This is a genomic window from Halomonas sp. I1, assembly GCF_032334135.1.
GTDB lineage: Bacteria > Pseudomonadota > Gammaproteobacteria > Pseudomonadales > Halomonadaceae > Halomonas.
Map to the genome: position 1 here is coordinate 19,532 of NZ_JAVXUS010000022.1, position 14,074 is coordinate 33,605.

Here is a 14,074-nt window from a genome sequence, read left to right on the forward strand (position 1 = left end):
AAGCTCTTTTTTATCGCCGGCTTCTCAGCGCCCCTTGCCCTTGGGCGACCGGGGCTTGCGCATGCCCTGCACCGGGCGTCGCTTGTTCTTGTCGCGACTCCAGCGGTTCTTCTCGTCGGGCGTCAGTTCCGGCACCTTGCGCGACGGGAGCCCCGCCTGGCCGGCCAGGTCGTCGATCTCGTCCTGACCGAGCTCGACCCACTCTCCCGCCTTGGCCCGCTTGTCGAGGAAGATATTGCCATAGCGCACGCGCTTGAGGCGGCTGACGGTAAGGTTCTGGGACTCCCACAGCCGGCGCACCTCACGGTTACGACCTTCCATGATGACCACATGGAACCAGGTATTGATGCCTTCGCCACCGAACTCCTGCACATCGGTGAAACGCGCCGGGCCATCATCGAGCATCACACCCTCGACCATCGCCTTGATCTGGTTCATGGCCACCTCGCCCATCACGCGCACCGCGTATTCGCGCTCGATCTGGGTGGCAGGATGCATCAGCCGGTTGGCCAGCTCGCCATCGGTGGTGAACAACAGCAGCCCACTGGTATTGATATCCAGCCGCCCGATGGCAATCCAGCGCTCGCCCTTGAGGCGCGGCAGGCGGTCGAAGACCGTGCGCCGTCCTTCCGGGTCCTTGCGCGTGCACAGTTCGCCCTCCGGCTTGTTGTACATGATCACTCGGCGGGGCACTTCATCGGCACTACGCAGGGCCACCGGACGGTCATCGAAAGCCACCTTGTCGCGCAGCTCGATCCGGTCGCCGAGGGTCGCCACCTGGCCGTTGACCTTGACCCGCCCATCGGCGATGGCGGCTTCCATTTCACGGCGCGATCCCAGTCCCGCCCGGGCCAGGACCTTCTGCAGTTTTTCGCTGGTGTCACTCATCAGTCGTCTGTCTCACTTGTCGTGGATTCCGTCCCCGGAGCAGCGTCATCGTCGACGCGGCCACGGGCACGTTCGGACAGCCGAGCCTCGATATCGGCGAAGCTCGGACGCGTCCGCTCGGACGCCGTCCCGGCGTGTGTCTCATCCTCGTTGGCCGTCCCGGCCAACGGCTCGCCGGCCTGGGCCGGCGCTTCTTCCTGCCCGGCGTCGCTCGCCTCCGGCGTCGCTTCTTCGGGGTCGATGCCGTCCTCGACCGTCCCCTCGGGCTCGCTCTCTTCCTCGGCATCATCGAGCGGCTCATCCGCCTGGGCCAGTACATCCTGCGGCGGCGGTGGTGGCGCATCGTCCTGATGCGGCGTCTCCTCGCCGAAATGCTTGAGTTCGTGCATCGGCGGCAGTTCGTCGAGGGTCTTGAGGCCGAAGTCATCGAGAAAGGACCGGGTAGTGGCATAGACCGCCGGACGCCCGGGAACATCGCGGTGCCCCACGACCCTCACCCAGCCCCGATCGACCAGAGTGCGCATGATGGAGCCACTCACCGAGACGCCCCGCACCTCCTCGATATCAGCCCGGGTCACCGGCTGCCGGTAGGCAATCATCGCCAGGGTCTCCAGCAGCGCCCGCGAATAGCGCTGCGGGCGCTCATCCCACAACCGCGACACCCATGACGACAGCCTCGGCCGAATGCGCAGCTGATAGCCCGTGGCAGTCTCGAGCAACTCCATGGCACCGCGTTCATGGCGACCCTCGACGCGCTCCAGCGACTCGCGCAGGGCACGGCGAGGCGGTCGCTCGTGATCGTCGAACAGTGCCTCGAGGCGCTCCAGCGACAGGGGCTCACCGGCCGCCAGCAAGGCGGCCTCGAGAATATCGTCCAGGGCCTCGGGATACTCCATGGCGGTCATGCCGGCTCGCTCCCATCCTCGTCCTGCGTCGCGAAGGGGCTCTCGCCCACGTCGCCTTCCTCCTCGAAGTCCTCTTCGCCTTCTTCCGCCTCGGTCTCGGCGCGTGCGCGCACATGGATCGGCGACAGCGGCGCATTCTGCACGATCTCGATCAAGGATTCCTTGGCCAGCTCGAGAATTGCCATGAAAGTGACAACAACGCCGGCACGTCCCTCCTCGAGCTGGAACAACGACTCGAAGGGCGTGTGGTGTTCATGACTCAATCGCCCCATGATCGCCAGCATGCGCTCACGAGTGGAGAGCACCTCGCGGCTGATCTGGTGGGACTGATTGAGTTCTGCCCGGCGCAATATCCCGGCCAGGGCACCCAGCAATTCATCGAGCTCCACATCGGGGTGAATCACCCGGGACTCGATCGGCGGCAGCGCCGCCCGCGCCGGAAACCAATCTCGGCCGAGACGGGGCAGATCGGCCAGCGACTCGGCGGCATTCTTGAGCCGCTCGTACTCCTGCAAGCGACGAATCAGCTCGGCACGAGGGTCTTCCTCGTCCTCCTCATCACCCTCTCTGGGAGGGCGCGGCAGCAGGGTTCGCGACTTGATCTCGGCCAGCATCGCCGCCATCAGCAGGTACTCACCGGCCAGCTCGATCTCCATGGCCTTCATCAACTCCACATACTCGATGTACTGATGGGTGATGGTCGCCACGTTGATGGCCAAGATATCCAGATTCTGACGACGAATCAGATAGAGCAGTAGATCGAGCGGCCCCTCGAAGGTCTCGAGAAAGACACGCAACGCCTCCGGCGGGATGTAGAGATCCTCCGGCAGTTGGGTAATCGGCTCGTCGAACAGTCGGCCGAGCACCGTCGCACTGGCCTCGACATCATGCCCGACACTCGCCTCACCCTCGGCAGTCGTTGGCGTATCGCTCACGCGTGGCCTGGCCTCCTGCGACGTTGCTGGCGAAAACGCGCCCGTTGGTTGATCGTGAAGTCTACCAAGAGCCACCCCACCAAGGTAAGCCATTCACTCGCCAGGCGCGGCTCACGCCTCGGCGGCATCGGCGGTCCGATATCGCCCGGCGTAGTCGAAGAGCTTCTCGCGTACCTGCCAGTAGCGGCCGATCTTGCGACCGACGACGAAGTCAGGTGCTCGCATGCGGCGCCGTTCGCCGAGCACCTCTTCCGGGCTGGCCGGACGCCAGTCGCTGCCCGGCGCACGCAGGTGGTCACGCAGGAACACTGCGTGGAAGGCTCTGCGCTGGGCCGGCGTTTCCAGCGCAAACCACTCGCTCAGGGTCGCACCGTCCTCGTCATGATAGGTGACCTTGAGACGCGGCAGGCCGCGACCATTACGCGTCGCTTCAAGCTGCATGCCGGCCACCCGCAGCACCTGGGCATCACGCAGCCGCAGGGCCTCGCGCAGCTTGTCGTCGGCATCCACCAGCATCGCCTGGCAGCCATGGCAACGCCGCGCGGCAATGTCGTTCTCGGCACCACAACGTTCGCACGCCTTGAAGCGGTAGCGGAAATCGCACTGACGCTGCCCGCCCGCCTCGTCCTCGACAAGCCCCTGGCAACGACGCCCGAAATGCTCGATAACCAGCTCGCCGTCGCGGCGGCCCCAGAACAGATTGGCATGCCCGCAGGCAGGACATTCGACCTGGACGGGCTCCGTGTCCGACGCCGGTCGCGGGCTGCCCACCTCGGGGGCATAGAGATCCCAGGGATTGCCGGCATAGTCGAGGATCAGGCAGTCGCGCTTGCCCTCGGCCAGCCGCAGGCCCCGCCCGACGATCTGCTGGTAGAGCCCCACCGATTCGGTGGGCCGCAGGATGGCGATCAGATCGACATGGGGCGCATCGAATCCGGTGGTCAACACCGACACATTGACCAGATACTTGAGACGCTGGGCCTTGAACGCCTCGATGCTCGCCTGGCGCTCATCGGATGGCGTGGCACCGGTAATCAATGCCGCCTGCCCGGCCGGCAGATGGCCGAGCACTTCCTCGGCATGCGCCACGGTGGCGGCGAACAGCATCACGCCGCGGCGATCGGCGGCATACGCCACCACCTCGGCGACGATGGAAGGTGTGGCCCGATGCCCCGCCACCACCTGATCGAGCTCAGCGTCCTGAAAACGGCCGCCTATGCCCGGCGCCAGTCGCGAGAAATCATAGCGGGCCACCGCCGCATCGATGCGACGCGGTTCGGCGAGATAGCCCTGCTTGACCATCAGGCGCAGCGGCTGTTCGAAGACGCAATCGCGGAAGAAGCAGTCATCGTCGCCACGCACCATGCCATGATGGTGGCGATGATAGACGAAGCCCTGACCCAGCCGGTACGGCGTGGCAGTCAGGCCGAGAATCTTGAGACGTGGGTTGTGGCGACGCAGGGCCTCGATCACCCGCCGATAACTCGAGTCCGCGTCCAGCGAGACCCGGTGACATTCATCGATCACCAGCAGTGAAAAGGCACCGCCGTCACCTTCATCGAGTCGCTCGCCAAAGGCGTCGAGGTTGCGCACCACCGACTGCACCGAGCCGAACACCACCTGTCGTCTCGCCCGCTTGCTACCGAGGCCGGCGCTGAAGATATCCGCCTTGAGCCCATAGGCCTCGTATTTGGCGTGATTCTGCTCCACTAGCTCGCGCACATGCGCCAGCACCAGCACTCGGCCACGAGCCAGGCGCGCCAGCTCGGCGATCACCAGCGACTTGCCGCTGCCGGTAGGCAACACCACCACGGCGGGGTCGTCGGTAGCGCGGAAGTGCTCGACCACCCGAGCCACCGCCTGCTGCTGGTAGGGGCGAAGCTCGGGAGGGGAGACGGTCGGGGATCCTGCCTGCATGGGAGTTCGCCATCGAAGTGCTGATGCATGATACCCAGGCCAAGCGTCTCACCCAAGCCGCCTCGGTTACTGTGGATAAGGCATCCACCCCTGCCCCTTGAGACGGATGTATGGTTCCTCTCCGAACGGCATCATCACCACTCCCTCGTTTTCCGAAATCGGCTGCGTCACGGGCAGATCGGCCACCAGCGTCGACCAATCCAGCTGCGGCTGGCCGAACACGTCGTTGGCGACCAGTCGTGAGGTCAGCTCCGACAGTGCCAGGTAGCTGCTCGGGGCAGTGACGTGAAGCGGTTCGCCATGGCGTGGCGAGTCCAGGCCGATCAGCTTGACCCCCACCGGCACGTGAGTGATCAGCGGGTTGGGAATCTCGCGCATGCCCGGGAACTGCATGCGATCTCCCCGCAGAGCAGCGCCATGCTCCGGCACCACGAATACGGCAACCCGCTTCCCCTCTGCCTCGAGTTGCTGCAGGAATGTCAGCAGGTCATCGAACAGCTGGCGCAGACGAACGTCATAATCAGCGAAGCCGCGCTGACTGACGAAGCGGTTGCCGTCGTGGAGCGTGACCGTGTTATAGAACACCGCATTGGCCCCCTGGGAATCCTGCTCGTCCCATCGCTGCAGCATGGTGAGGTCGCGGTATACCGGAGAATCGTCGAAAGCCACCATCGGCGCTTGCAATCCAGACAAGGGCAGCATGGGCACGTCCAACCCACCCTCACGCTGCAGCAAGGCCAGGTAATCGTCGAAATGCCCATCGTGGTTCAGCACCAGTGACGGCTCGAATCCCAGTTCGGCCAGGTTCTCGAACAGATGGCACCGCGCGGGTACGTCGTCATAGAGTGCTTCATGAGATCGCTGTCCGCAGCTGGCCTGGAGCAGGCGCAGCCCAGCCGGACCACTGTAGGAAGTCGCCGAATTGAAGTCGTCGAAGACAACGTCCAGATAGTCGAGCAGCGGATGATCCTCCAGCCCGGCCACGGCGATATCATCCCAGGACAGCGAACAGATATTGAGAAACAGGATGTCGAAGGGCACCGCCCCGGCAGGCCGCGCCGAGAACGTCGTGTGGCGCTCACGCTCACTGGCATAGAAGGATTGCAGGCGGTCATCGAGGGCGCTGTCGCTGGCCTCCCCGGCCGGGGCGGGAATGACCGTTTCCTCACGCGTCGCGGTACGCTCTGTCCGGGCTGGCACACCTGACGATACCGCTTGGCCCGGGTGAACCGGCTCCGACGCGCCTTGCGGAAGCAACGGTGCCACCCCCAACCAGACGAGCGCCAGCACCACGGGAACGGTCACCCGCAGCCAGGGGGCGACGAAGCCATACCCCACCGTGAGCACGAAGAACACCCCCAACCACTGCCAGTCGACAACGCGGCTGGCAAGCTCGAGCAGGTAGCCCGGACTCATGGCACCGACCTGGGACGACTGGGCGATCAGACGCTCGAATGGCGGCAACCAGGTATCATGGTAGAAGAGTGCCGCCCCGACCGGAATCGCTATCAGATGACGCAAGCGGTGTAGCCAGCGTGGCGGCAGAGGCAGCAGCAGGAAGGCGGCGAACACCAGGTTGGCCAAGGCATCAAAATCGATCGCACCTCGCCAGTAAAGCGCCAGCTTGAAGATGAAATACAGGTTCCAGAGCCCGAAACCGCGCCAGTAGCGACTGACCGGGAATGGCGATGTAGCGGCGATCGATTCAGAGTGACTCATGCCGGGACGCATCCTTGACGACCGAAGGACGCCGCCTCACTCCCTGACGCACCAGGAGACGTGGACGGCGTGAATAAAACGCAAAGATGAGCCGCAGGCAGGGTCTCGCGGCCAATCCGATGACGATACCCGCCAGGCCGGCCAGGGCGATGGTCCAAGTCATGAACGGGCCCCCTCCTGTGCGGCATCAGCACGCAGGCGAAGCGCGAGGGGACGCGGAGAAGCGGCCTCATGATCGCGGGTTGGCTCCTGCTCTGCCACGGCCATCGGCGCCGTAGTGGCAAACGTCTGACTCACGCCATCCCAACCCCGCCCGATCAAGCGGTGCACTTCGAGCGCCACCGTCTCGGGGGCATCGAAAACGTCATGCGACTCGAACAGCGCCGCGTCGGGCAATCCGAACAAGCGCTTCAGTGCGGGCTCAAGATCGGTCGATCGACACCCGAACAGGAAAAGATAGAGCCGCCCCTCCATGAGCGTGGCCATGTCACCGTACCGGCTCAGGCGACACTGGTGCAGCGCCTGCTCGGGCGACAGCCCGCCGGCCGGCTGCAAGGCCACCATCAGGCTGCTGACGGCCTCGGCCGCCGAGCTGTCCAACCACTGCTCGATACGGTCGAGAAAGGTCGCCGACGACACTGCGCCTCCAGGCGTGACCGGATGCAGGGAAGCAACGACCCCTTCGAAATCGAGACTGATCTGGCGCGTGAAGCGTTGTCCCTGAATCCCGTCGAGGCGACTCAAGAACCGCGATAGCGGTACCGACGCTCCGATCACCAGCGTCACACCGCACAGTGATAACAGGCGTTCGTCCCGATAGCGCAGGCAGGGAACCAGCTCACGAACGACCAGCTTGATGGCATTGCCGCGCTGGGCCCGCAAGCCGTGCATCCAGCGTGCCACTGCCTCGATCTCGTCGGCATGTTCCAGCCCCAGGACAACCGTAGCGGCCTGGGCGTTGACCGCCTGGGCCACCACCGCACGCGCCGAGTCATACACATGCCAGTGCTCGGACAGCGCCGGCGCTCCCTCCAGCACACAGCGCTGCACCAAGTATTCATGGTCATCGCTGCCCACGATCTCGTCCTGCGTCATCGAGGACAACAGCTGCCAGCCGAGCCCCTTGGCTGCCAGGGTCAGGTCTCGCCCCCCGCAGACCAGCAGATCGCTTCGCCAGTGGAGAACGAGAAAACGCCCCTCCTCGCCGACTGGCTGCAGATGCACCAGGCCATCCAGCGCATCGTTGAACGGGTGCAGGCGACCCCGCAGTGCCAGACCACGGGATCCATGGCTGACGATCATCACGCAGACCCGATGCGCCACGGCCCAATCACGCCATTGCCGACACCACTGGGCGAGTTCTTCGTCATCACTCAGGGCACCGTCGAGATCAGGCGTTTCGATCTCCAGAATGAGCATACGGGATGACTGGCGCCTCCAGCGGCGCCCGCGCGCGAGTTCCCCGGGCAGGCGAAGCCACGCCTCGGCGTTCATGATCTCGGGAAGTGCGAAGAAGCTCAGCCGCCCCGGCCCCTGTTCGGGAGGCAGGCGCGCAGCGGTCTGCCGGGCATGGTCCACGGCGGCGATCCAGTCGACTCGCATCTCGGGCGTGGCGCTTGCCAGCATGCCGAGAATCAACGCATCGGCATGCCCCGGTCGATCGGACAGCAGCCAGTAAACGCCGGGACAGCGCAATGCGGCGAACTCCGGCCACAGCCCCTCAATGCCCAGCACGTAATGGGGACGCTCCGGACGCATGGACGACGGAACCGACGAGAATGACATTAAAAACGTCCTTGGATATGACGGATCAATTCCCTAACCTGCATTCAAGAAATAACCTATTACACCCCATACACATATTATAATAAGCTTAGCATATTAAGGTATTGATTCTCTGCGACCTGCCATATCACACCGCCAGCCACCAAGGTAATGCATGTCGACCCATGATCTGATCATTCCGCATCATGCCCCCGTCGCACTGCGCTACGACGATGACATCCAAGCGCTACTCCTAAAGGCTGGGCTGACCGGATTTCCCTACCGCAACATTGCCGAGCAGGAGCAACTGGCCGCCGATCTAGCCCGTTGGCCGCTGCTGGCCGAAACCACATTGGCCCGCTCGGAGCACGACACTTGAACGTCGTCGCCATGCAAGGCCTCCGGGGTGGTACCGGCGCCAGCTCGGTGGTAGCCGGCCTGGCCGAAGCCTTGTCCCAGGCAGGGGAAGCGGTTCTGTGCATCGATCTGGATCCGCGCAACCTGTTGCGCCTGCATTTCAATCATGCCTGGAACGATACTCGTGGATGGGCAAGGGCCCGGCAAGAGGGAGGCACCTGGCACGAATCCGCCTTCGTGCTGGGTTCACAGTTACATTTTCTCCCCCATGGCCTGCTCGACGATACCGATCACCAAGGGTGTGGCACGCGCGACGACGATCTCGAGATATGGCAGCAACGACTGGCGGCCCTGGAGGCTGATGCCTATCGCTGGGTACTGATCGACGTGCCCGCCCACGCCCTTGACGCACAACGCCAGGCTCGCCGTGCGGCGGACACCTGGCTGCTGGTCGCCCAGGCGGATCCCGCCTGCCATGCCCTGCTCGAGGCACATACCGTCCGCGTCGGCGAGTACCTGCTGATCAATCGGCTCGCGGCCCGCAGCGCCCTGCAAAGCGACCTGCATGCCCTGTGGCAAAGGCAGCATGGCGACTGGCTGGTGCCGCTCAGCATTCATCGCGACGAAGCCATGTTCGAGGCCTTGGCCCACAAGCGCGGCGTAGTTAGTTATCGCCCCGACAGCCTAGCCAGCCAGGACATCCACCGACTGGCGGCCTGGCTGCTGGCACAGCACGAGGTCTCGCCATCATGAGCCCGCTGCTGCGTCGTAACTTGATGAGGCCCTTGTCGCATCATTACCGGGCATTACGTCACAAGCGCGGCGCCGGTCCGCTGACCGCTTCGCTGCTGACGCTGCTCTGGCTGCTCGGCTGGGGACTGTTGCGCCTCGAGTCACCGGCCTGGCAAGGGCTGTTCGCCAGCCATGGGCACGCCTTTCGCCATTTACATCGGCGTCGGCCAGGACTGGCCGACCCCTTACGCTATCTGATCCAGATCGTCTGGCTGGCCGTGCTGCGACCGCGTCGTCCCCGACCCCACCAGGCATCGGCCGCCAGACCGCGCACCCCCTCATGGGCGAAGCAGGCGTGGGAGACGTATCGCGAAACGCTACGTACGTTACCCCGGCGTCTGATACCCGCCGCGTCACGCCGCATCGAGGCACCCTCCGACACCTCGTCATGGCCGCTACTGGCCATGGGCGCCCTGGCCGCCATGCTGATGCTGCTGGTGATCACCCAGCCCTTCTCGCTTGCGGCGCAGGCCGTGTTCGTCGTGTTGCTCTGGGGGATCGCTCTGATCGTGAGGCGCATTCCCGGGCGACTGGCGACCCTGGTACTGATCGTGCTGTCGATCACCGTGTCGTGCCGCTACCTCTGGTGGCGATATACCTCGACGCTGAACTGGAACGACCCGCTGGACATGGGCTGCGGCCTCCTGCTCCTGGGCGCCGAGACCTATACCTGGCTGATCCTGATTCTCGGCTACTTCCAGACCATCTGGCCGCTCAATCGCCGCCCTGTTCCACTCCCCGAGGACACGTCGCGCTGGCCCACGATCGACCTGATGATTCCTACCTACCACGAACCTCTCGACGTGGTGCGCCCCACGGTGCTGGCCGCACTGGGCATCGACTGGCCGAGCGACAAGCTGCGTATCCATCTGCTCGATGACGGCCGGCGTGACGCCCTGCACGAATTCGCCCGATCGGTGGGCATCAACTACATCACCCGCAGCGACAATCGCCATGCCAAGGCCGGCAACCTCAACCACGCGCTGACCGTCACCGATAGCGAATTTCTGGCCGTCTTCGACTGCGACCACGTGCCACAGCGTTCCTTTCTGCAAATGACGCTGGGCTGGTTCCTCAAGGAACCACGCCTGGGCATGCTACAGACGCCGCACCACTTCTTTTCCCCGGACCCGTTCGAGCGCAACCTCGGACGTTTTCGCGAGATGCCCAACGAGGGCACGCTCTTCTATGGACTGGTGCAGGACGGCAACGACCTGTGGAATGCCTCGTTCTTCTGTGGCTCCTGTGCCGTTCTCAGGCGCAGTGCCCTGGAGGCCATCGGCGGCTTCGCCGTGGAGACGGTCACCGAAGACGCCCATACCTCGCTGCGCCTGCATCGTCACGGCTATACCTCGGCCTATCTGCGTCTGCCTCAGGCGGCCGGACTCGCCACCGAGAGCCTGTCGGCACATATCGGCCAGAGAATTCGCTGGGCGCGCGGCATGGTGCAGATCTTCCGCCTCGACAACCCCTTGTTGGGGCGCGGCCTGTCGCTGAGCCAACGCCTGTGTTACGTCAACGCCATACTGCACTTTCTGGCCGGCATCCCACGGCTGATCTTTCTCACTGCCCCGCTGGCCTTCCTGCTGCTGCATGCCTACATCATCTATGCGCCGGCGCTCGCCATCCTGCTCTACGTCGCACCGCACATGTTTCACTCGGGCATGACCAACTCACGCATCCAAGGGCGCTATCGGCACAGCTTCTGGAGCGAGATCTACGACGCCGTGCTCGCCTGGTACATTGCTCGCCCGACCACGATGGCACTGATCAATCCGCGCAAGGGCAAGTTCAATGTCACCGCCAAGGGCGGCCTGGTCGGCAGCCGATACTTTGACTGGACGATCTCGCGTCCCTATCTGCTGCTGATCCTGCTCAACATCGCCGGCGTGGTGGCCGGAGGCTGGCGACTCTACGCCGGGCCGACGGACGAGATCCCCACCGTGCTGGTGAGCCTGGGCTGGACGCTCTATAACCTGATGATTCTGGGGGGAGCCGTCGCCATCGCCGCCGAAGCTCGCCAGGTGCGTCGCCACCATCGCGTGCAGGTGGCCCAGGATGCCGCCGTGGCGCGCGAAGACGGCCATACCTTTCCCTGCATTCTCAACGACTACGCCGAAGCCGGGGTAGGCCTTAGCCTGCCCCAGCCGGGCTTGCTCGAAGCGGACGAGACCATCACGCTTCTCCTCCGCCGCGGCCGCCAGGAGCATGCCTTCAAGGCCCGCGTGGTCAACCTGAATGACACTCGCGCCGGCCTGGCACTGGCGCCGATGTCACTACCGCAGCACATCGCCTATATCCAGTGCACCTTCGCCCGCGCCGACACCTGGACGCTGTGGCGAGACGATATCGCCGAGGACCGTCCGATGCAGAGTTTTCGCGACATACTGGGGCTGGGGCTCGAGGGGTATCACCGCCTGTTCCTGCACGCCCCGACGTCGGTTCGCCGCCCCCTGGACTGGCTGGGCTCCTTCCTCCCCCGACGGGTGACTATTACCCCTGTCGGAGGACGCTAATACCGTTAGACAAGGATCGTGTCTCGATGCGCTATCGCTGGTTTTATTCCCTGCTGCTCGCCATTGCCCTGCCCTCTCAGGCCCAGACGACGCCGGTCACGGAGCCTCAGGCACTGCAGGCACCTTCCTTGCTCGCCGACGATGCCGCACCGGTAACCAAGCGAAACCTTCGCCTCGAGGACCTTGCCCCCGGGGCACTCGAGCTGAGCGGGCTGAGCCCGGCTCGTCAGCTCGAGTTCGGCGTCCGCGGCGACCGGCTAGTCACCCGGGCCACCCTGGATCTGCACTACACGCCATCCCCGTCCCTGCTCGAGGATGTCTCGCATCTCAAGGTCTATCTCAATGACGACTTGATGGGCTCAGTGCCCCTGTCATCCACGGCAGCGCCCGGCAATGCCCAGCGTGCACGACTCGACCTCGATCCTCGCCTCATCGGCGATTTCAACCGCCTGCGGCTGGAACTCGTCGGTCACTATACGGATATCTGCGAAGATCCTTCCCATTCCAGTATCTGGCTCGCCGTGGGCAGCGATAGCACGCTGACGCTGGACGAGCAGTCACTGCCTCTGGCCAACGATCTGGCACGCCTTCCTCGCCCGTTCTTCTACCCGCGCGACGACGCACCGCTGGAAGTTCCCTTCGTAGTGCCCACCGAGCCGACTCTCGAGATGCAACGCGCCAGCGGCATCATCGCCTCCTGGTTCGGCACCCATGCAGACTGGCGCGGGCAGCATTTCCCGGTGACCTTCGATACCGCTCCACGGCAGCACTCGGTGGTGTTGGCCACCAATGATCGACGCCCCGACTTCCTCGCTGATTATCCAGCGGTCGACGGCCCGACCCTCGAACTGATCAGCCATCCCGAATCACCCTATGCCAAGCTGTTGCTGGTACTGGGCCGCGATGATGACGACCTTGTCGAGGCCGCCCGCGCCCTTGCCCTGGGCGACGTGTTGCTGCGTGGGCAAAGCGCCAGCATCGAGGCCCTGGATACTCTGGCCCCCCGTCAGCCCTATGATGCGCCAGCCTGGATTCCCACCGACCGCCCCGTGCGCTTCGACGAGCTGATCGACTATCCCACCCAGCTCCATGCCGATGGCATGGAGCCCACACCGCTGACCCTTGCGTTGCGCATTCCCCCGGACCTGTTCGTCTGGAACGACGAGCAGGTCGACCTCGAACTCGGCTACCGCTACAGCCCGCCGTCAGTGGATGCCGGCTCGCGTCTCGACGTGAGCATCAACGGCGAGTATCTGCAGTCGTTTCCGCTCGAGACCGATGGCGGCAACGCCGAAACCGATCGCTTCCAGGTACCGCTGCTGCAGGACTGGCTAGGCGGGCAGCGTCGCATTGACATTCCCTCTCTCACCCTGGGCGCCCTCAACCAGCTGCGCTTCGATTTCGCCTATGCCAATCGCGCGGGAGGCACGTCTCACGACGAGTGCAGCACCGTCTTGCCAGTGGCGCACCAGGTCAGCATCGATGAGCAGTCGACCATCGACCTCTCGGGCTTCTCCCACTATCTGGCGATGCCGGCACTCCGTACTTTTGCCAATGCCGGCTTCCCGTTCAGTCGCCTCGCCGACCTGTCGCAGACGTTGGTCGTGATGCCTGTGGCGCCCTCGGCCGGTGAGTTGTCGACGCTGTTCGACAACCTGGGCCGGATTGGCGCCCAGACCGGCTACCCCGGCGTCGCGGTAAGGCTGACCGACGACTGGCACGCCGCTAGTGACATCGACGCCGACATCCTGGCCATCGGCAGCCTGCCCGACACCTTGGAAGATCCCCAGCCGATCGTGGCCCTGGGGGCCGACGCCCGGAGTCGCCTGCGCATCGCCGATGACGCGATGACTCGCGACGGCCTCGGCACCAAGGGAGTCCAGGCCGACAGCGACGTCAGCGTACGCGCCCACGGCGCCTTGGCCGCCATTCTCGAGATGCCCTCGCCGTACTTCGATGAGCGCAGCATTGTCGCCATGCTGGCACCGCAGCCCGCCGACCAACGCCTCCTCAATGCGACCCTGAACGACCCGTCGCGCATTGCCCGGATCCACGGCTCGGTCAGCCTGATCCGCGACTCGGGCGTAAACAGTCAGATGGTGGGCGAACGCTACTACGTCGGTCACCTGCCATGGACCACCTGGCTGTGGTACCACTTGTCCGCACATCCCTGGCTGATCGCCGGCGTGGCCGTGTTCGCCGTGTTGCTGGTCGCCTTCCTCCTGTGGCGAACCCTGCGCCGCCTTGGCGCCCGTCGTCTGGCTGCCGACAGAGAATAGGC

The 14,074-nt window shown here is 64.5% G+C and carries 11 protein-coding genes; 4 read left to right on the forward strand and 7 right to left on the reverse strand.

Annotation, left to right across the window (positions count from 1 at the left end):
* Nucleotides 1-24: 24 nt before the first annotated feature.
* The 7 genes from rluB to bcsE form a co-directional block, all read right to left on the reverse strand.
* Complete coding sequence (gene rluB / locus RSO41_RS16815) at nt 25-888, reverse strand: 23S rRNA pseudouridine(2605) synthase RluB (protein WP_315620383.1); 864 nt, start codon at nt 886-888, stop codon at nt 25-27.
* On the reverse strand, nt 888-1,793 hold the full coding sequence (gene scpB / locus RSO41_RS16820; RefSeq protein ID WP_315620384.1) for an SMC-Scp complex subunit ScpB: 906 nt from the start codon (nt 1,791-1,793) through the stop codon (nt 888-890). The genes rluB and scpB overlap by 1 nt, the downstream gene beginning before the upstream one ends.
* On the reverse strand, nt 1,790-2,728 hold the full coding sequence (locus RSO41_RS16825) for a segregation and condensation protein A (protein ID WP_410000354.1): 939 nt from the start codon (nt 2,726-2,728) through the stop codon (nt 1,790-1,792). The genes scpB and RSO41_RS16825 overlap by 4 nt, the downstream gene beginning before the upstream one ends.
* Before the next feature lie 111 nt (nt 2,729-2,839).
* Complete coding sequence (locus tag RSO41_RS16830; RefSeq protein WP_315620385.1) at nt 2,840-4,645, reverse strand: DEAD/DEAH box helicase; 1,806 nt, start codon at nt 4,643-4,645, stop codon at nt 2,840-2,842.
* Between the two features lie 66 nt (nt 4,646-4,711).
* Nucleotides 4,712-6,364, reverse strand: a complete 1,653-nt coding sequence (gene bcsG, locus RSO41_RS16835; protein ID WP_315620386.1) for a cellulose biosynthesis protein BcsG — start codon at nt 6,362-6,364, stop codon at nt 4,712-4,714.
* Nucleotides 6,351-6,527 carry a hypothetical protein gene (locus tag RSO41_RS16840; RefSeq protein ID WP_315620387.1) on the reverse strand — a complete coding sequence of 59 codons (177 nt, stop codon included), beginning with the start codon at nt 6,525-6,527 and terminating at the stop codon, nt 6,351-6,353. Before RSO41_RS16840 ends, bcsG begins: the two co-directional genes overlap by 14 nt.
* Nucleotides 6,524-8,149: a cellulose biosynthesis protein BcsE gene (bcsE, locus tag RSO41_RS16845; protein ID WP_315620388.1), complete on the reverse strand. Its 1,626-nt coding sequence runs from the start codon at nt 8,147-8,149 to the stop codon at nt 6,524-6,526. The genes RSO41_RS16840 and bcsE overlap by 4 nt, the downstream gene beginning before the upstream one ends.
* Before the next feature lie 154 nt (nt 8,150-8,303).
* Here bcsE and bcsR point away from each other — a divergent pair, with 154 nt between their 5' ends.
* From bcsR to bcsB, 4 genes are read left to right on the forward strand one after another with little or no spacing between them, the layout of a single operon-like run.
* Nucleotides 8,304-8,507 (forward strand): cellulose biosynthesis protein BcsR, encoded by a 204-nt coding sequence (gene bcsR, locus RSO41_RS16850; protein ID WP_315620390.1) that lies wholly within the window; start codon nt 8,304-8,306, stop codon nt 8,505-8,507.
* Complete coding sequence (gene bcsQ, locus RSO41_RS16855; protein WP_315620391.1) at nt 8,504-9,238, forward strand: cellulose biosynthesis protein BcsQ; 735 nt, start codon at nt 8,504-8,506, stop codon at nt 9,236-9,238. The genes bcsR and bcsQ overlap by 4 nt, the downstream gene beginning before the upstream one ends.
* Nucleotides 9,235-11,793: a UDP-forming cellulose synthase catalytic subunit gene (gene bcsA, locus RSO41_RS16860; protein ID WP_315620392.1), complete on the forward strand. Its 2,559-nt coding sequence runs from the start codon at nt 9,235-9,237 to the stop codon at nt 11,791-11,793. Before bcsQ ends, bcsA begins: the two co-directional genes overlap by 4 nt.
* A 26-nt stretch (nt 11,794-11,819) precedes the next feature.
* Nucleotides 11,820-14,072 carry a cellulose biosynthesis cyclic di-GMP-binding regulatory protein BcsB gene (gene bcsB, locus RSO41_RS16865; RefSeq protein WP_315620394.1) on the forward strand — a complete coding sequence of 751 codons (2,253 nt, stop codon included), beginning with the start codon at nt 11,820-11,822 and terminating at the stop codon, nt 14,070-14,072.
* Nucleotides 14,073-14,074 lie beyond the last annotated feature (2 nt).